Origin of the sequence: Klebsiella sp. 4_1_44FAA (assembly GCF_000238715.1) — a bacterium.
Taxonomy (GTDB): Bacteria; Pseudomonadota; Gammaproteobacteria; order Enterobacterales; family Enterobacteriaceae; genus Klebsiella; species Klebsiella pneumoniae.
On record NZ_JH414801.1, the window covers coordinates 458,056 to 476,667 of the forward strand.

13 protein-coding genes and 3 pseudogenes are annotated in these 18,612 nt (G+C 55.1%); 3 read left to right on the top strand and 13 right to left on the bottom strand.

Translation table 11 applies throughout. The annotated features are described in order from the left end of the window. Positions 1-185 precede the first annotated feature (185 nt). Together HMPREF1024_RS30680 and HMPREF1024_RS10635 are read left to right on the top strand one after the other, a co-directional pair. Positions 186-761 (top strand): annotated as a pseudogene (locus HMPREF1024_RS30680) (4'-phosphopantetheinyl transferase superfamily protein). A 36-nt stretch (positions 762-797) separates the two neighbouring features. Next, on the top strand, positions 798-1,364 hold the full coding sequence (locus HMPREF1024_RS10635) for an NADPH-dependent FMN reductase (protein ID WP_004151543.1): 567 nt from the start codon (positions 798-800) through the stop codon (positions 1,362-1,364). Positions 1,365-1,409: 45 nt separating this feature from the next. On the opposite strand, the gene HMPREF1024_RS10630 is transcribed toward HMPREF1024_RS10635, so the two are convergent. Continuing rightward, positions 1,410-2,747 (bottom strand): NCS2 family permease, encoded by a 1,338-nt coding sequence (locus HMPREF1024_RS10630; RefSeq protein ID WP_009308842.1) that lies wholly within the window; start codon positions 2,745-2,747, stop codon positions 1,410-1,412. A gap of 169 nt (positions 2,748-2,916) precedes the next feature. Here HMPREF1024_RS10630 and yieH point away from each other — a divergent pair, with 169 nt between their 5' ends. Next, entirely contained in the window at positions 2,917-3,582 is a 666-nt protein-coding gene (yieH, locus tag HMPREF1024_RS10625) for a 6-phosphogluconate phosphatase (RefSeq protein WP_004145102.1), read from the top strand. A gap of 79 nt (positions 3,583-3,661) precedes the next feature. On the opposite strand, the gene HMPREF1024_RS10620 is transcribed toward yieH, so the two are convergent. The 12 genes and pseudogenes from HMPREF1024_RS10620 to atpD all read right to left on the bottom strand — a co-directional run bounded on the left by HMPREF1024_RS10620 (position 3,662) and on the right by atpD (position 18,602). Continuing rightward, positions 3,662-4,381, bottom strand: a complete 720-nt coding sequence (locus HMPREF1024_RS10620; RefSeq protein ID WP_004901614.1) for a glucosamine-6-phosphate deaminase — start codon at positions 4,379-4,381, stop codon at positions 3,662-3,664. A 49-nt stretch (positions 4,382-4,430) separates the two neighbouring features. Then, positions 4,431-5,597, bottom strand: a complete 1,167-nt coding sequence (locus HMPREF1024_RS10615) for an alpha/beta hydrolase-fold protein (protein WP_009308843.1) — start codon at positions 5,595-5,597, stop codon at positions 4,431-4,433. Positions 5,598-5,635: 38 nt separating this feature from the next. Continuing rightward, positions 5,636-7,269, bottom strand: a pseudogene (locus tag HMPREF1024_RS10610) (carbohydrate porin). Between the two features lie 477 nt (positions 7,270-7,746). Beyond that, entirely contained in the window at positions 7,747-8,472 is a 726-nt protein-coding gene (phoU, locus tag HMPREF1024_RS10605; RefSeq protein ID WP_004145007.1) for a phosphate signaling complex protein PhoU, read from the bottom strand. A gap of 50 nt (positions 8,473-8,522) precedes the next feature. Then, on the bottom strand, positions 8,523-9,296 hold the full coding sequence (gene pstB, locus HMPREF1024_RS10600) for a phosphate ABC transporter ATP-binding protein PstB (protein WP_004145006.1): 774 nt from the start codon (positions 9,294-9,296) through the stop codon (positions 8,523-8,525). Positions 9,297-9,343: 47 nt separating this feature from the next. Continuing rightward, the gene (gene pstA / locus HMPREF1024_RS10595) at positions 9,344-10,234 is read right to left on the bottom strand and encodes a phosphate ABC transporter permease PstA (protein ID WP_009308845.1); all 891 of its coding nucleotides are present in this window, start codon (positions 10,232-10,234) and stop codon (positions 9,344-9,346) included. Then, entirely contained in the window at positions 10,234-11,193 is a 960-nt protein-coding gene (gene pstC / locus HMPREF1024_RS10590) for a phosphate ABC transporter permease PstC (RefSeq protein ID WP_004145004.1), read from the bottom strand. The genes pstA and pstC overlap by 1 nt, the downstream gene beginning before the upstream one ends. 128 nt (positions 11,194-11,321) lie before the next feature. Further along, positions 11,322-12,362, bottom strand: a complete 1,041-nt coding sequence (gene pstS, locus HMPREF1024_RS10585) for a phosphate ABC transporter substrate-binding protein PstS (protein ID WP_004150308.1) — start codon at positions 12,360-12,362, stop codon at positions 11,322-11,324. Positions 12,363-12,698: 336 nt separating this feature from the next. Further along, a complete protein-coding gene (gene glmS / locus HMPREF1024_RS10580; RefSeq protein ID WP_004150309.1) occupies positions 12,699-14,528 on the bottom strand; it encodes a glutamine--fructose-6-phosphate transaminase (isomerizing) in 1,830 nt (609 codons plus the stop codon). A 183-nt stretch (positions 14,529-14,711) separates the two neighbouring features. Continuing rightward, positions 14,712-16,083 (bottom strand): annotated as a pseudogene (glmU, locus tag HMPREF1024_RS0126740) (bifunctional UDP-N-acetylglucosamine diphosphorylase/glucosamine-1-phosphate N-acetyltransferase GlmU). A gap of 696 nt (positions 16,084-16,779) precedes the next feature. Continuing rightward, the gene (locus HMPREF1024_RS10575; protein WP_001251971.1) at positions 16,780-17,199 is read right to left on the bottom strand and encodes a F0F1 ATP synthase subunit epsilon; all 420 of its coding nucleotides are present in this window, start codon (positions 17,197-17,199) and stop codon (positions 16,780-16,782) included. 20 nt (positions 17,200-17,219) lie between these two features. Beyond that, the gene (gene atpD / locus HMPREF1024_RS10570) at positions 17,220-18,602 is read right to left on the bottom strand and encodes a F0F1 ATP synthase subunit beta (protein ID WP_004144997.1); all 1,383 of its coding nucleotides are present in this window, start codon (positions 18,600-18,602) and stop codon (positions 17,220-17,222) included. Positions 18,603-18,612: the final 10 nt, after the last annotated feature.

Here is an 18,612-nt window from a genome sequence, read left to right on the forward strand (position 1 = left end):
TTTTATCCAGACCATTACTCACGGAGCGACGTATGGCAACGCATTTTGCAAGAGGGATACTCAGTACCGGGGAGCCGCTATCGACACGTTTGTCAGCGGCCTGTCATCAATCCGCACGTCTTCTCCCGACATATCGCCAGGCTCGCTTTTGCGCGTCGCGCTCGCTGCTTGCCGAGCTGCTGTTTATGCTTTACGGCATCAGCGAGCTGCCTGAAATCATCAACGAAGCCAATGGCCGACCGGTTTTTAGCGATCGCCAACTCCCCCGCTTTTCGATCGCTTATACTGGCAATATCGTTGGTGTTGCCCTCACCACCGAGGGGGATTGAGGCCTCGACATGGAACTGCAGCGCACTGTCCGCAGCCACGACGCCGACCGGCACAATTTCAGCAACAATGAGAATCTGTGGATTAACATACAGCATGATCCGGACGAAGCGCGCAGCCAGCTGGTAGCGCTGCGCCGCAGCGTGCTAAAGCTGACCGGCGAAGCATCAACGCAGCTGCAGCTGCTGCCCGGCTCTGGCCGCCTGCGCACCGCCGGCAGTCAGCCAATCGAAGCGGTATGTGACGCCGAATCGCTGCTGGTATGGTCCATTGCCGCAACCCCGAACATCGGCTCGCTGAAGGTCTGGGAATATGATGCTAAGGGAGGTGACTGGCGCAGCCTGGCGGATGCGCAGCAGCGCGCACGCGAACCGTCAGCCCGCCTGATGCGCTTTACCAGCTTACCCATGGAAAAAACCTTATCCCTCAATTGACCGGTCTTGCCGGCATCATGATCCAAAGGAGCAATCATGTCAGATACCTTGAAAGTGGTTACGTTACTCGGCAGCCTGCGTAAAGGGTCGTTTAATGGAATGGTCGCGCGCACCCTGCCCGGCATCGCGCCAGCGGGCATGGATATCTCCGCGCTGCCGTCGATCGGTGATATCCCGCTGTACGATGCTGATATGCAGGAGGAAGAAGGTTTTCCGCAGCGCGTGCAGGAGATTGCGCAACAGATCCGCGAGGCGGATGGGGTAGTGATAGTCACTCCAGAATATAACTATTCCGTGCCTGGCGGCCTGAAAAACGCCATCGACTGGCTGTCACGCCTGCCCGAGCAGCCGCTGTCCGGCAAACCGGTACTGATTCAGACCAGCTCAATGGGCGCCATCGGCGGTGCGCGCTGCCAGTATCATCTGCGGCAGATTCTGGTCTTCCTTGATGCGATGGTAATGAATAAACCGGAATTTATGGGCGGCGTCATCCAGAACAAAGTGGATCCGCAGGCGGGTGAAGTGGTCGATCAAAGCACACTCGACCATCTGCGCGGCCAGCTGACCGCCTTTGGCGACTATATTCGGCGGGTTAAAGCATAAAAAAAGCCCGGCAGCGATGCCGGGCTTTTTCATCATGCGTGCGGATTAATGTGCATCGATAAAGACAATTTTCAGCACGAACAGCAGCGAAACGATAATCACACACGGGCTGAGCTCGCGCAGCCGGCCGGTACCGATCTTCATCACGCAGTAAGAGATAAAGCCCAGGGCGATACCTTCGGTGATCGAGAAGCTAAACGGCATCATCACTGCGGTGATGAACGCAGGCACCGCCTCGGTCAGGTCGCTCCACTTCACGCGCGCGAGGCTGGAGGTCATCAGCACGCCAACGTATATCAGCGCGCCCGCGGCGGCATAGCCAGGAACCATCCCCGCCAGCGGAGAGAGGAAAATAACCAGCAAGAACAGGATACCAACGACAACGGCGGTCAGGCCGGTACGCCCGCCCACGGAAACGCCGGAAGAAGATTCGATATAGGCCGTCACCGACGAGGTACCGATGAAGGAGCCCGCCACCGACGAGACGCTATCGACAAACAGCGCTTGCTTCATGCGCGGGAATTTACCGTTGGCATCCGCGAGACCCGCTTTATCCGTCACGCCAATCAGCGTCCCGGAGGAGTCAAACAGGTTGACCAGCATAAAGGAGAAGATCACGCCGGCCAGGCCCAGGTTCAGGGAGCCCGCCAGATCGACCTGACCAATCACCGAAGCCACGCTCGGCGGCGCCGAGACGATCCCGGTGTAATGCACGTCGCCCAGCATCCACCCCAGCAGGGTGGTCACAACGATAGAGACCAGTACCGCGGCGTGAATGTTGCGCGACGCCAGAATCGCGATGATAAAGAAGCCCAGCACGCCCAGCAGTACGCTGTGGGAAGTCAAATGACCAATGCTGACCAGCGTTTCCGGATTGGCGACAATCACCCCGGCGTTTTTCAGGCCCATCATGCCGATAAACAGGCCGATACCGCTGGTGATACCTACACGCAGGCTAAGCGGAATATTGGCGATCATCCAGTAACGTACGCGGAAGATGGTCAGCAGCAGCAGGCCCACGGCGCCCCAGAAGATGGCGCCCATGCCCACCTGCCACGGCAGCCCCATCGCCTGCACCACCACAAAGGCGAAAAAGGCGTTCAGGCCCATCGCCGGCGCCAGGGCGACCGGCAGGTTCGCGAACAGACCCATCAGGATACTGCCGAAAGCGGCAATCAGACAGGTGGTCACAAACACGGCGCTGGTATCCATGCCCGCTACGCCAAGAATTTGTGGGTTAACAAAAACGATATACACCATCGTCAGGAACGTGGTGAAACCGGCGATGGCTTCGGTGCGCACCGTGGTGCCGTGCTCGCGCAGCTTAAATACGCGCTCCAGCAGACCCTCGCCAGAAGACTGGCTGGTTTGTTGTTGACTCATTATCGGTTTCCGAACGTAAGGAGGGAAAATTCGAGGCTATCCTATACCAAATTACGGCACCAGGCGCGGTTGTATGGTAATTTTTTTCATTTATTTTGCTTATACGGCAACGATTGCGTCGCGGCATTGAGCATTACGAAAACGTTAAACTTGTTAATATGGAAAGGCTATGACTCAACCAGAAGCAGTATTTTTTGACTGTGACGGCACGCTGGTCGACAGCGAGGTGATTTGCTCCCGCGCCTACGTTCACATGTTTCAGGAATTCGGCATTACGCTGGACCTCGCCGAGATTTTTAAGCGCTTCAAAGGTGTGAAGCTGTACGAAATTATCGACACCATCAACGCTGAGTATGGCGTTAACCTGCAAAAGGCCACCCTGGAGCCGATTTACCGGGCGGAGGTCGCTCGCCTGTTCGATAGCGAGCTGGAGGTGATTCCCGGAGCCCAGGCGCTGCTGGATGCGGTAAGCGTCCCGATGTGCGTGGTTTCCAATGGCCCAGTCAGTAAGATGCAGCACTCGCTCGGACGCACCGGCCTGCTGCGCCATTTCACTGACCGCTTGTACAGCGGCTACGATATTCAGCGCTGGAAGCCCGACCCGGCGCTGATGTTTCATGCGGCAGAGGCCATGCAGGTAAAAGCCGAAAACTGTATTCTGGTGGATGACTCCAGCGCCGGCGCTCAGTCGGGGATTGCCGCCGGCATGGAAGTGTTTTATTTCTGCGCCGATCCGCACAACCAGCCGATCGATCATCCCAAAGTGACGACCTTTACCGATCTGGCAGAGCTGCCGGCATTGTGGCAGGCGCGCGGCTGGGATATCACGCGTTAAGGGCCTGGTGAGCGGCACGTTGGCATCGATGACCCCCCGCTATGCGTCTGCGTAAGCGGGGAATAGAACTAGCGGCTTTTTATTGCTGCAACTCCGCCGCCGCCGCTTTATCGGCAATAATCACCAGTGAAGGGTGCAATTTGAGCACTGAAGCCGGCACCTGCACGCTGACCGGACCTTCCACCACTTGCTTTAACGCGTGCGCTTTTGCCGCACCGCTGACAATTAGCAATAAATTTTTCGCCGCCATCACGCTTCTCGGCCCCATGGTGACATAGCTGTCTGGTACTGCCGAGATATCCCCGCCCATCTCGCTGTTAGCGATAAGAGCAATCATTTCCCCATGAATCGGCACTTCGACCGTCTGATCATGAAAGCGGGTGGTATTCGGCAGGTTGCCGCAAAAATGGCCGTCGGCCCCCAGCCCCAGCACCATCAGATCCAGACCGCCAGCCTCTTCCAGCTGGCGATCGTGCTGAGCGGCGTTGTCCAGCGTCAGCTTGTGAATGTTCTCTTCTTTGATCTGCGCCGGGGTAAAAAACAGCTGGCGCAAATTAGATATCGTGACGCCTTCTCGCGACTGGCCGCGAAAAGGGATCTCATCGAAGTTGTAATAGTGCACCCGATCATAGAATGCTTTGCCTTTCACGGCGGCGGTCAAATGCTCATACATCCGCTTTGGCGTGCTCCCCGCCGTCACCGCCAGATTCACCCGCCGCGGCGCCGTGATATAGCCCAGAACATGATGGCTGGCGACCAGGCTCATCTCTTCATAATCTTCGGTCACAATCATTTTCATCTTGTCGTCCTTCACAAGCACAAAACGGGGGCTGAAGGCCCCCTAAAGGTTATTTAAACAGTTTTTGCACAAACTCGGCGTAGGCCGGGCGCCAGACGTCCATTTCATGGTTCAGGCCGGGATACTGGTGGTAATCAAATTTAATCTGCTGTTTTTCCAGCTCGCTTTTCAGACCAGCAATGTCTTTACCGGTCACAGAATCTTTTTCCCCGACGACCACGGTAAAGTTACGCAGCTGCTTATTGATCGCGTCAGGCTGCTTCAGCTGCGCTTCCACGCTGGCATTCGGCACCGTGGTAGTCGTAACGCCGCTAAAGGTGGCGAGCCAGCCAAAGCTCTCCAGATGATTCATTCCGGAAACCAGCGCCTGATAACCGCCCTGCGAGAGGCCCGCCAGCGCCCGACCGTCGGTATCTTTACGCACGTTAAATCGGGCATCTATCAGCGGAATAATATCCTGCATGAGCTCTTTATCCGCCGCCTGCGCATTAAGTGGATAGAAGGTTTTGCGCCGCTCCTGCGGCGGGAAGTTTTCCGCGACCGCTTCCGGGATATCGGTTTCGGTATCCGGGACCACCACCAGCATCGGCTTAATCTTGCCCTCCGCCAGCAGGTTATCCATGATTTGCGGGATCCGCCCCTGATCGATGGCCGACAGGCCGCTGTCGCCAAAGCCATGATAGAAATAGAGCACCGGCAGAGGATCGCCGGTTCCGCTATAGCCCGGCGGCGTCCAGACATAGAGACGACGTTCGGCGTTCAGAGCCTTCGAGTGATAGGTGAGGGTGCGCAGATCGCCATGCGCAACCTCCCGATCGTCAAGAATACTGCCCGGCACCAGAATCAAACTGGTGTTCACCTGGCGCTGCGGCTTCTGATAGCGGCTGCCGGTATCTACCGAGCGGAAGCCATCCACATCGAAATAGTATTCATAGAGATTGGGCTTCATCGGCTCGCTTTTCCATGTCCAGACTCCGTCCGCTGCTTTGGTCATGTCGTGCGAGACAAAGGAGTCCGGCGTGGCGCCAGTCACTATCGAGACCCGCCGGGCATCAGGGGCAAACAAGCGGTAAGTGATACTCTTATCCGCGTTAACCTGGGTGATAAAGTGGCTCACCGGCAGGCTTGGGTCCGGCATCGCGGGTAATGGCGCCGCCTGGAGGGTAAACGCCGCGCCCGCCAGCGCCAGGGCGAAATAAATTGCATGTCGTTTCATCGTTGTTCCTCTTTCGTTGTGTCCGTTCAGTTATCGTCTCACCACCAGATTTCCGCCTGCGCCCCCACGGCAAACTGATCGTTCTTCCCGTCTTCAAAAATGCTGGTTGTATTATTCGCGGCCTTATCCAGGTCAATATCCTTCGCTTTAATATAGGTGGCATAGAAACGAATTTCCGGGCGCGAGGTCAGCATACTGGTATTGACTTTGAAGGTATGGAACAGCGTGGTCTTGTAGCCGGACTCGTTATATTTCTTGCCGGTAACATCTTTGTTTTGCTGTTTGAAGTACCCCAGCTCGACGCCGGTCTGGTTATATTTATCCCAGATATAAGCCGGTCGCAGAACCGTACGGATAGATTCAAAATCGGAGTGGGCCCCGGTTTCGTAGCTATAGACGTCGTTACCAAAAGAGTAGACGATGGCATTCGCCATAATAACGTCATCGCGTAAATAGGTTTCCCCCTGCGAGGTTAAGCGCACGGCGGTGCCATTGGTATGATCGCCATAATAGCGGCCATTAAAGGTGGTATAGGGGCTGGATCCGGCATAGCGTGAGAAGCTGCTGGCAATAGAGTTATTGGCCAGTAAGAAAGAGAATTCGTTAAAGCCGCCGTTAGCAAATTTCTGCGTTAACGAGGTACCAGCCATCCAGGTATCTTTCCACGGATAATAACCTTCATTGCCCTCTTTATATTTCTCTGATGAACTTTGGTTGGCGGCGACATAGCGTCCGCTAACCATCAGGCTGGCTTTATCCCACAGCGGAATCTCTTTGTAGCGAACGTCCAGGGTGTTGGTGTTAATTTGCTGCTTATTGCTTAAAGAACGGTCATAATCATCGACATCTTCGCGAATCAACGCGATATCGAATTTCCCGGCGCCCACCTGCCAGTTTTCCAGCCCTACGCCGGCCGCCGCATCGGTTCTCTGCGTTTTCCAGTCCAGCATCTGGATTTCAATTTTTGGCGCCCCGTGTTTGCCGACCCAGAAATCGGCTTCCGGCGCAAACGGCAGGAACCCTTTGGTGTTAACATACATATCCGAGAATTGAATGTAGTTTTCGCCGCCGGCATTGTCACCAAACCAGCCAGTGGAATACTGCTGGCCGACGTTCCCGTCGAGCATCACGATGGCGTCGACGCGTTTATCGCCTTCCTGAAACACCCGCTGCTTCAGCTGCAGATCGAACCAGCCGGAATATTCATTACCCAGGCGGCCAAGCGAACCGATCGCCCATGATTTTGGCGAGCCGTGCGAGGCGGTCCCCCAGCCGGAACGGAAGTAGCCGTTATAGCTAAAGCCAATTTCATCTTTCACGAACTTGCTAAAGTCTTTCAGCGTCATCGCGCTGTAGGCTGGCGCGCCATCGGTGACAGGTTGTTGATTTTTAACCAGCACCGCATCCGGTTTAACCGCCGTTTTCGGCCCGGCGGTCGCCCCCCGGTCTTGCGCTTCTGACCTTCCGCAGGAGGAGACCATGAGGCCCAAATCTGGTCTCTTTTTCTTTCCTGGTCCTGATATTTTTTGAGCTCTTTTTGCGCGTCTTTGAGCGCTTTTTCCAGCAGCTCAAGCCGTTGTTCCACCGTCAACTGGCTCGCTAGCAGATTAGTTGAATAACAAAGTGGCGCCAGCAAGACTATCGCCGAAGCGATCCTGTTTTTTCTCATCATAATATTCCCTTATATAATCATTGGCGTAAATAAAACACGACAACAACCCTATTCCGTGCCGGTGCTAATAGCCGTATCCATACCGTTTGACGTCGCGGCGGCTGTTATTTTTGCGGTTAGACAAAAACAAAAAAACCTGAAGAAGACCATCTGCCTTGGCAGATAATCCTCTTCAGGTTTTGCCCGCGCATCGCGGTAGCAACCCTCATTCAGCCATTATTGGCCCGCATAAAACAAAAAACCTGATATCGCCCCCAGGAGCAATATCAGGTTTTGCCTGCTGTCGCAGTCACAATCCGTTTAAACCATCCTGAGCGTTAAAACTCAGTGAGTGGCAGCTGATTGTTACGCGATAAAATGAATAACTCAAACGGGCAGATTGTTAATTGTGACGATAATCTCAGCAATCTCGCAGCCGCGGGGTAAAACATATCTAATTCTGATAAATCCATTTACCAGAATTAGACAGAATGATTATTACTCTTTCGGATCTTTGCCAGCGAGCAGTTTATCCAGCTCATCGCCGCCAACGTGACGGAAATCCTGACCTTTGACGAAGTAGAAAATATATTCGCAGATATTCTGGCAGCGGTCGCCGATACGCTCGATGGAGCGCGCGCAGAACAGCGCGGTCAGGACGCTGGGAATAGTGCGCGAGTCTTCCATCATGTAGGTCATCAGCTGACGCACGATGCCTTCATACTCCTGGTCGACTTTCTTATCTTCGCGATAGATACGTACCGCTTCGTCGAGATCCATACGCGCAAACGCATCCAGTACGTCATGCAGCATCTGCACCGTGTGGCGGCCCAGCGATTCGAGGCTCACCAGCAGCGGCTGGTGCTGCTGGGAAAACTTCTCCAGCGCGGTGCGGCAGATTTTATCCGCCACGTCGCCAATGCGTTCCAGCTCAGCGATAGTCTTGATGATCGCCATCACCAGGCGCAGGTCGCTGGCGGTCGGCTGGCGCTTGGCGATGATGCGCACGCACGCTTCATCGATAGCCACTTCCATCATGTTGACCTGCTTGTCGCCGTCGATGACGCGTTTCGCCAGATCGCTGTCCTGGTTATGCATGGCGGTGATGGCATCAGAGAGCTGCTGTTCCACCAGCCCACCCATGGTCATCACCTGGGTGCGGATATACTCCAGTTCAGCGTTGAACTGGCCGGAAATATGTTTGTTAAGATTTAGGTTGTCCATGGTGTCTCCTGATTGCCCAACTGGTGAGAGCCTGAAAGCACAAGGGCAAATCAACCGTAGCGGCCAGTAATATAATCTTCAGTTTGTTTCTTCGCGGGCTTAGTGAACAGGTCATCCGTGTTGCTGAACTCAATCAGCTCGCCAAGATACATAAATGCCGTATGGTCGGAGCAACGCGCAGCCTGCTGCATGTTGTGAGTCACGATAACGACGGTGTAGTCCTGTTTCAGCTCGGTGATCAGCTCTTCGATACGCCCGGTGGAGATCGGGTCCAGCGCGGAGCACGGCTCATCAAGCAGCAGCACTTCCGGGCGGATCGCGATACCGCGGGCAATGCACAGACGCTGCTGCTGACCACCGGAGAGAGAATATCCGCTCTGGTGCAGTTTATCTTTGGTTTCGTTCCATAATGCGGCTTTGGTCAGCGCCCACTGCACGCGCTCGTCCATATCGGCACGGGACAGCTTTTCAAACAGGCGCACGCCGAAGGCGATATTGTCGTATATGGACATCGGGAACGGCGTTGGTTTCTGGAACACCATGCCAACCTTAGCGCGCAGCAGGGCGATATCCTGGGTGTTAGTCAGAATGTTGTCGCCATCCAGCAGGATCTCACCTTCCGCGCGCTGCTCCGGATACAGTTCAAACATCTTGTTGAACGTGCGCAGCAGGGTGGATTTACCACAGCCTGACGGACCGATAAACGCCGTCACCTGGTTTTTGGTGATATCCAGGTTGATGTTCTTCAGGGCATGGAATTTGCCGTAGTAGAAGTTCAGGTTACGAACTGAAATCTTACCCGGAGCTGTATTCACCATACTCATCTCAATCTCTTCCTCATTCAGCGCAGCAGTTGCTGCGCCGCAAAAAATTAACCGTGTTTCTTCTTGGCGAAGATAACGCGCGCCAGGATGTTCAGCAGCAAGACGCACAGGGTGATAATCAATACCCCGGCCCATGCCAGTTGCTGCCACTCCGCAAACGGACTCATGGCAAATTTGAAAATGGTCACCGGCAGGTTAGCAATCGGCTGCATCATGTCGGTGCTCCAGAACTGGTTGGACAACGCGGTGAACAGCAGCGGCGCCGTTTCCCCGGCGATACGGGCGATAGCCAGCAGGATCCCGGTCATAATCCCTGAGACGGAGGCTTTCAGGGTGATCGCCGAGATCATCTTCCACTTCGGCGTCCCCAGCACATAGGCCGCTTCACGCAGGCTATCCGGCACCAGCTTCAGCATGTTTTCGGTGGTACGAATAACGATAGGCACCTGCAGCAGCGCCAGCGCGATAACGCCCGCCCAGCCCGAGAAGTGTTGCATCTGCGCCACCACGATGGTGTAGACGAACAGACCCACCACGATAGACGGCGCGGAAAGCAGAATGTCGTTGATAAAGCGGATGATTTCCGCCAGCACCGACTTGCGGCCATACTCCGCCAGATAAATTCCGGCGAGGATACCCAGCGGCGTACCAAATACGGTTGCCCACAGGATCAGCAGGCCGCTGCCGGCGAGGGCGTTAGCCAGTCCACCGCCCGCCGTATTCGGCGGCGGCGTCATTTCGGTGAACAGCGCCAGACTCATGCCGTCGAAACCGCGGGTTATCGTCGCCATCAGGATCCAGATAAGCCAGAACAAACCAAACGCCATGGTCGCCATCGACAGCGCCAGAGCGATACGGTTCTTCATGCGGCGTTTGGCCTGCATCTTGCGACGGGACTCCGCCAGTTCGGCGGTAGTTTGCAATTCAATGGTCGCCATTAGCGTGCCCCCTCATTCTTCGCGAGGCGCATAATCATAAACTTCGACGCGGCCAGAACGATAAAGGTGATAACGAACAGGATCAGGCCCAGCTCCATCAGCGCCGCCACGTGCAGGCCGGTTTCCGCTTCGGCGAACTCATTAGCCAGCGCGGAGGTAATACTGTTCCCCGGCATATACAACGAGATGCTGTCGAGCTGGTAGGTGTTGCCGATGATAAAGGTGACCGCCATGGTTTCACCCAGCGCGCGGCCCAGACCGAGCATCACCCCGCCGATCACCCCATTCTTGGTGAACGGTAAGACAATGCGCCAGATCACCTCCCAGGTGGTGCAGCCGATGCCATAGGCCGACTCTTTCATCATCACCGGGGTCTGTTCGAAAACATCGCGCATGACCGCGGCGATGTAAGGGATGATCATGATGGCCAGAATGACGCCAGCGGCGAGAATACCGATACCAAACGCCGGGCCGGCAAACAGCGCACCGACGAACGGGATGGTCGACAGAACGTTGCCGACCGGCTCCTGGAAGTAAGTCGCAAACAGCGGGGCGAAAATAAACAGGCCCCACATGCCGTACACGATGCTCGGGATTGCCGCCAGCAGCTCAATCGCAATGCCCAGCGGACGCTTGAGCCAGGCGGGGGACAATTCTGTCAGAAACAGCGCGATGCCGAAGCTCACCGGAACGGCGATCAGCAGCGCGATAAAAGAGGTGACCAGGGTTCCGTAAATCGGGACCAGCGCGCCGAAGATCTCGTTAGGCGCATCCCACTCTTTGGTCCACAAAAAGGCAAAGCCAAACTTTTGAATGCTCGGCCAGGAAGAGATGATCAGGGAAACGATGATGCCGCCCAGCATCAATAGCACAATCAGCGCAGCCAGTTTTACCAGCGCACTGAAAATCATGTCACCCTTTTTCCCCGGAGGGGTAAATGCAGGCTTGGTTGCAGCCATAGATTACTCTTTACGTATTAAAACTTGTTCGAATAAATGCCCGGTGGCGTTGGCTCCCGGGCCTACAGTCTGAACCGTAGGGCGGGCAGCGCCTGAACGCCCCCGCCATCTTCGTCAAAAATCTACTGTTAGTACAGCGCTTTACCGCTGCTGTCTTTGACGTTGGTTTTCCATGCCGCGCGAACCTGCTCTACCACGCTTTCCGGCAGCGTCGCGTAATCCAGCGCATTCGCTTCTTTCCCGCCGTTTTTATACGCCCAGTCGAAGAACTTCAGCACTTCAGCGGTCTGTTCCGGCTTGTTGGTCGCCTTATGCACCAGGATGAAGGTGGTTGAGGTGATCGGCCATGCATTTTCGCCTTTCTGGTTGGTCAGGTCCTGAGCGAAAGACTTGCTCCAGTCAACGCCTTTTGCGGCGTTAGCGAAATTGTCTTCAGTCGGGCTAACCGGCTTGCCGTCGGCAGAGACCAGTTTGGTGTAGGCCAGGTTGTTTTGCTTAGCGTAAGCGTATTCGACGTAACCAATCGAGCCCGGCAGACGCTGAACAAAGGCGGCGATACCATCGTTGCCTTTACCGCCCAGACCGGTTGGCCAGTTTACGGTAGAGCCGGCGCCGATTTTCGATTTCCACTCTTCATTCACTTTGGACAGGTAGCTGGTGAAAACGAAGGAGGTACCTGAACCATCGGCGCGGCGGACCACGGCGATGTTCTGCGACGGCAGCTTCAGGCCCGGGTTGAGCTTAGCGATCGCTTCGTCATCCCATTTTTTAATTTTACCCAGGTAGATATCACCGAGGGTTTTGCCATCCAGCACCAGCTCGCCGGATTTCACGCCAGGCAGGTTAACCGCCAGTACCACGCCGCCAATCACGGTGGGGAACTGGAACAGACCTTCCTGGGTCAGTTTGTCATCAGCCAGCGGAGCATCAGAAGCACCGAAATCAACGGTGTTGGCAATAATCTGCTTAACGCCACCAGAGGAACCAATACCCTGGTAGTTCACTTTATTGCCGGTTTCTTTCTGATAGGTATCAGCCCATTTGGCATACACCGGCGCAGGGAAAGTTGCGCCTGCGCCAGTCAGGCTTGCTGCTGCGAAGGCAGAGAAAGCGCTCATCGATAAGGTCGCGGCGACAACTGTTGCGACGGTGGTACGCATAACGTTCATAATGTCTCCTGCTGGGATTCGTAAATCATTGTTTCGAGGCTATGGTGAGCAAAATAGGTCAAAGAGGTGACAGTAAAATGTACGAATTATGACAGTTTTATGACAGGCCGGGAGAGTGGATTTTACGCCAAATAATACGCTTATAACTCAGATGGTTATCTTTAATCATGACCGTGCAATGACAAAATAATTTTCTTTTTATGACGGCGAAATCGGACCGTAAAACGATCGTTTGTCATCTACCGCCAGCCAAAATATTGCGCACGTAATCGATGGAAAACAGCAGGTGCAAATAAAAAGGGCCGCCGTCGGCAGCCCTTTGCAGGATAGGATGCTTTACTCAACCGTTACCGATTTCGCCAGGTTACGCGGCTGGTCAACGTCAGTGCCTTTGATCAGCGCGACGTGATAAGCCAACAGCTGCAGCGGAACCGTATAGAAGATAGGGGCGATGGTCTCTTCCACATGCGGCATCTCAATGATGTGCATGTTATCGCTACCGTTGAAGCCGGCTTCACCGTCGGCGAAGACGTATAGTTCACCGCCGCGGGCACGAACCTCTTCGATGTTGGATTTCAGTTTTTCCAGCAGTTCGTTGTTCGGCGCCACCACAATCACCGGCATTTCCGCATCAATCAGCGCCAGTGGGCCGTGCTTAAGCTCGCCCGCCGCATAGGCTTCCGCGTGAATGTAGGAGATCTCTTTCAGCTTCAGCGCCCCTTCCATAGCGATCGGATACTGATCGCCACGGCCAAGGAACAGCGCATGGTGCTTATCAGAGAAGCGCTCTGCCAGCTGCTCAATACGCTTGTCCTGGGAGAGCATCTGCTCGATACGGTTCGGCAGAGCCTGAAGGCCGTGCACGATATCATGCTCGATAGACGCATCCTGACCTTTCAGTCGCGCCAGTTTCGCCACCAGCATCAACAGCACGGTTAGCTGAGTGGTAAAGGCTTTGGTCGAGGCCACGCCGATTTCCGTTCCGGCTTTGGTCATCAGCGCCAGATCGGACTCGCGCACCAGCGACGAGCCCGGCACGTTGCAGATGGCCAGCGAGCCGAGATAGCCCAGCTCTTTCGACAGACGCAGCGCCGCCAGGGTATCGGCGGTTTCACCGGACTGGGAGAGGGTGATCATCAGGCTATTGCGACGCACTGCGGACTTGCGATAGCGGAATTCGGAGGCGATTTCCACATCGCACGGGACGCCGGCTAACGCTTCGAACCAGTAGCGGGAGACCATCCCGGAGTTATAGGAAGTCCCGCAGGCAACTATCTGAATATGTTCAACCTGAGCCAGCATTTCATTGGCGTTCGGCCCCAGTTCGCTGAGATCCACTTCGCCATGGCTGATGCGCCCGGTCAGGGTGTTCTTAATCGCGTTCGGCTGCTCGAAAATCTCTTTCTGCATATAGTGGCGGTAGATACCTTTATCGCCAGCGTCATACTGCAGATTGGATTCGATCTCCTGGCGCTTCACTTGCGCAGCGGACTTATCAAAAATCACCACCGAACGGCGAGTCACTTCCGCGATATCGCCTTCTTCGAGGAAGATGAAGCGGCGGGTAACCGGCAGCAATGCCAGCTGGTCGGAGGCGATAAAGTTTTCACCCATCCCCAGGCCAATTACCAGCGGGCTACCGGAGCGGGCCGCCAGCAGAGTTCCCGGGTCACGGGTATCCATGATCACCGTACCGTAGGCGCCGCGCAGCTGCGGGATAGCGCGCAGGACGGCTTCACGCAAGGTACCGCCTTGTTCCAGCTCCCAGTGCACCAGATGGGCAATAACTTCGGTATCGGTCTCGGTGACGAAGACATAGCCGCGAGACTGCAGCAGGGCGCGCAGCGGCTCATGGTTTTCGATGATCCCGTTATGGACCACCACAATGTGTTCAGAAACATGCGGATGCGCATTGCTCTCAGACGGTTCGCCGTGCGTCGCCCAACGAGTATGGGCGATCCCGGTACCACCGTGTAACGGTTGCTCTTCTACCGCCTGAGCCAGCATCTGAACTTTACCCAAGCGACGCACGCGGGTCATATGACCTTCGCTGTCGACCACTGCCAGACCGGCAGAGTCATAGCCACGGTATTCCAGACGACGTAAACCTTCGAGAAGGATTTCAGCAATATCACGCTGCGCGACTGCGCCAACAATTCCACACATAGTTAAATTTCCTGATAATGGCGATATGCCATGCGTTGTCGCTGACCTGTATTTGCCCGTTTTTCGGGCGCCCCGAGCCTTGTAGAGAGTGGGGTTATTGTTATGGTACTGCCTGCGGACGGGGATCTATGTTGACCCTCTCATCCTGGTTCGCCGGGAAAATTTCCCCGGCGATAATCCAAATTATTTCTTCTTCACCGGACGCTGCCAGCCCTGTTTGTGGACCTGCGGTACGCGGCTCAACACCAGTTCGTTATCGGCGATATTGCGCGTGACGGTGGTGCCGGCGGCGATCGTGACGCCGTTGCCTACCGTGACCGGGGCCACCAGCTGGGTATCCGAGCCGACAAAGACATCATCGCCAATAATCGTTTTATGCTTGTTCGCACCATCGTAGTTGCAGGTGATGGTGCCCGCGCCGATATTGACGTTATCGCCAATCTCCGCATCGCCCAGATAGGTCAGATGACCCGCCTTGGAGCCTTTCCCGAGACGCGCTTTTTTCATTTCCACGAAGTTACCAACGTGGGCGCCTTCCAGCAGTTCGGCGCCCGGGCGCAGACGGGCAAATGGACCGATGGTGCAGGCCGCCTGCAGCTGGGCATCTTCCACCACGCTGTAGGGGCTAATTTCGCAGTCATCGCCGATGGTGCTGTTTTTTGATCACGCAGCCGGCGCCGATTTTCACTCGATCGCCCAGCACCACGTTGCCTTCCAGAATAACGTTAGTATCGATCTCTACATCGCGCCCATGCTGCAGCGTACCGCGCAGATCGAAACGCGCCGGATCGCGCAGCATCACGCCCGCCAGCAGCAGCTTTTCCGCCTGCTCCGCCTGGTAGACGCGCTCCAGGCGCGCAAGCTGCAGGCGGTTGTTGACGCCTTCGACTTCGCTCAGGCGCTGCGGATGCACTGCGACGATCTGGTGTCCTTCCTGGTGCGCCATGGCGATGATATCGGTGATGTAGTATTCGCCCTGAGCGTTGTTATTGGTGAGTTTCGCCAGCCAGCGCTTTAGATCCGCTCCGCCGGCGATCAGGATCCCGGTGTTGATTTCCTGGATCTGGCGCTGGGCCTCGCTGGCATCTTTGTGCTCAACGATGCCCGTCACCTGGCCATTTTCACGGGTAATGCGGCCATAGCCGGTTGGGTCATCCAGCTTCACCGTTAACAGACCAATCCCACCCTGTGGTTTCGCGGCGCGCAGGCGCTGTAGCGTCTCAACGGAGATCAGCGGCACGTCGCCATAGAGCATCAGGATGTCTTCATCATCATTGAAGAATGGCGCCGCCTGCTGCATAGCGTGCCCGGTTCCGAGCTGCTCGGCCTGCAGCACCCAGTTCACGTTGTCTTCATGCAGAGTCTGACGCAGCAGATCGCCGCCGTGGCCGTATACCAGGTGTACCGCACATGCGCCTAAATCGTTAGCGGCATCAATGACATGCTGCACCATTGGCTTCCCGGCCAGGGTATGCAGCACCTTAGGAAGATCGGAATACATGCGGGTCCCTTTGCCTGCAGCAAGGATAACCACGCTCATCGCACTATTTGACATACTCATCCTGACGGTAGTTAGAACGAAAAGTAAAAGCCTTTCACGTTGAAATTTCTACATATTTTTCATCATAAAACGAGACGTGGAGAAAACGTCCAGGCTCACTGTTTTACCCCATTTTATGACGCTATTTTTAACCACTGCAAATCAGTTTAACGCTGAAAAAGGAGGGCGGGGTGGAGAATCATTAACTATCTCACTGCTTTTGCTGTTTTTTCGCCACCTGAATAAAGCCGCAGCGGCAGGCGTTTATCAGCACCCACAGCGGGAAGAACCAGGATAAATATTCGCCAGTCGCTGGCGGGGGAGGGCGGTAAAGTGATGGATGCTATCCATAAAAAACGAAAGGCCACCTATCAGGTGACCTTCTTTTCCCGGTTTCACATCGCCAGTGTTGTCGTTTTGATGGGCGATACGTCGTGTCAGCGGGCGAGATAGCGCGGAGCTTAGAAGCTCAGGACGCTAAATTTAGCGATGATTTTATGGAACAGTTTCATGATGATTTCCTGACGCAGGTGCAGTTTATAACGCTCTTTTTTGTGACATACATCACATAAAAAGAGTTTACGCCTCATCATTTAACTAATCAATAACAATTAAGGGTGAATGCTGTTTTCACTTCATCCGCTCGTCAGCAGCGGGCAATAAAAAAAGCCAGCCTGGAACCCAGACTGGCTTTTTACGTTCAAGCCGGTGTTACATCGCTTTTTTGGTCAACTCGATAACGCGCAGTTTAGCGATCGCTTTGGCCAGTTCCGCAGACGCCTGAGCGTAATCCACATCGCCGTGAGAGCTCTTAATGTGCTCTTCCGCTTTGCGTTTCGCTTCCAGCGCTCGCGCTTCGTCGAGGTCCTGACCGCGAATTGCGGTATCCGCCAGGACGGTCACGCTGCCAGGCTGCACTTCAAGAATGCCGCCGGACAGATAGATAAACTCTTCATGACCGTGCTGTTTAACGATGCGAATCATACCAGGCTTAATGGCGGTGAGCAGCGGCGCGTGGCCCGGGTAAATACCCAGTTCACCTTCGCTACCCGTTACCTGGATTTTTTCGACCAGACCAGAGAACATTTGTTGCTCTGCGCTGACGACGTCCAGGTGGTAAGTCATTGCCATATCACCCTCCGATTAAGGCGTTAAAGTTTTTTGGCTTTTTCCACGGCTTCGTCGATGGAACCGACCATGTAGAACGCCTGCTCTGGCAGGTGATCGTATTCGCCTTCCATGATGCCTTTAAAGCCACGGATGGTGTCTTTCAGCGCCACGTATTTGCCCGGAGAACCGGTAAAGACTTCTGCCACGAAGAACGGCTGGGACAGGAAGCGCTGGATCTTACGCGCGCGAGCTACCACCAGTTTGTCTTCTTCAGACAGTTCGTCCATACCGAGGATGGCGATAATGTCTTTCAGTTCCTGATAACGCTGCAGGATGGACTGAACGCCACGCGCGGTGTCGTAGTGTTCCTGACCAACAACCAGCGGATCCAGCTGACGGCTGGTGGAATCCAGCGGGTCAACGGCCGGGTAGATACCCAGGGATGCGATCTGACGGCTCAGTACTACGGTTGCATCTAAGTGAGCAAAGGTAGTGGCTGGGGATGGGTCAGTTAAGTCATCCGCAGGTACGTATACCGCCTGTACGGAGGTGATAGAACCGGTTTTGGTGGAGGTGATACGTTCCTGCAGAACGCCCATCTCTTCCGCCAGGGTCGGCTGATAACCTACCGCTGAAGGCATACGACCCAGCAGCGCGGATACTTCAGTACCGGCCAGGGTGTAACGATAGATGTTATCGACGAACAGCAGTACGTCACGACCTTCGTCACGGAATTTCTCAGCCATGGTCAGGCCGGTCAGCGCAACGCGCAGACGGTTTCCCGGCGGCTCGTTCATCTGGCCGTACACCAGGGATACTTTATCGATAACGTTGGAGTCGGTCATTTCGTGGTAGAAGTCGTTACCCTCACGAGTACGCTCACCTACGCCCGCAAACACAGAGTAACCGGAGTGCTCGATCGCGATGTTACGGATCAGCTCCATCATATTTACAGTTTTACCTACACCCGCACCGCCGAACAGACCAACTTTACCGCCCTTGGCGAACGGACACATCAGGTCGATAACTTTGATACCGGTTTCCAGCAGTTCCTGAGAGCTGGACAGCTCTTCATAGGACGGTGCCGCGCGGTGGATAGCCCAACGCTCTTCTTCGCCGATGTCGCCTTTCATGTCAACCGGTTGACCCAGTACGTTCATGATACGACCCAGCGTTGCTTTACCTACCGGGACTTCGATCGGGTGCTCGAGGTCTTTTACATCCAGACCGCGGCGCAGACCATCAGAAGAACCCATGGCGATGGTACGTACGATACCGCCGCCCAGCTGCTGCTGAACTTCCAGCACCAGAACTTCATTACCATTCTGTACCTCAAGGGCTTCGTACACGCGTGGTACGGCATCCTGAGGGAACTCGACGTCGACCACGGCGCCGATTACCTGGACAATCTTTCCAGTAGCCATCTTAAATCCT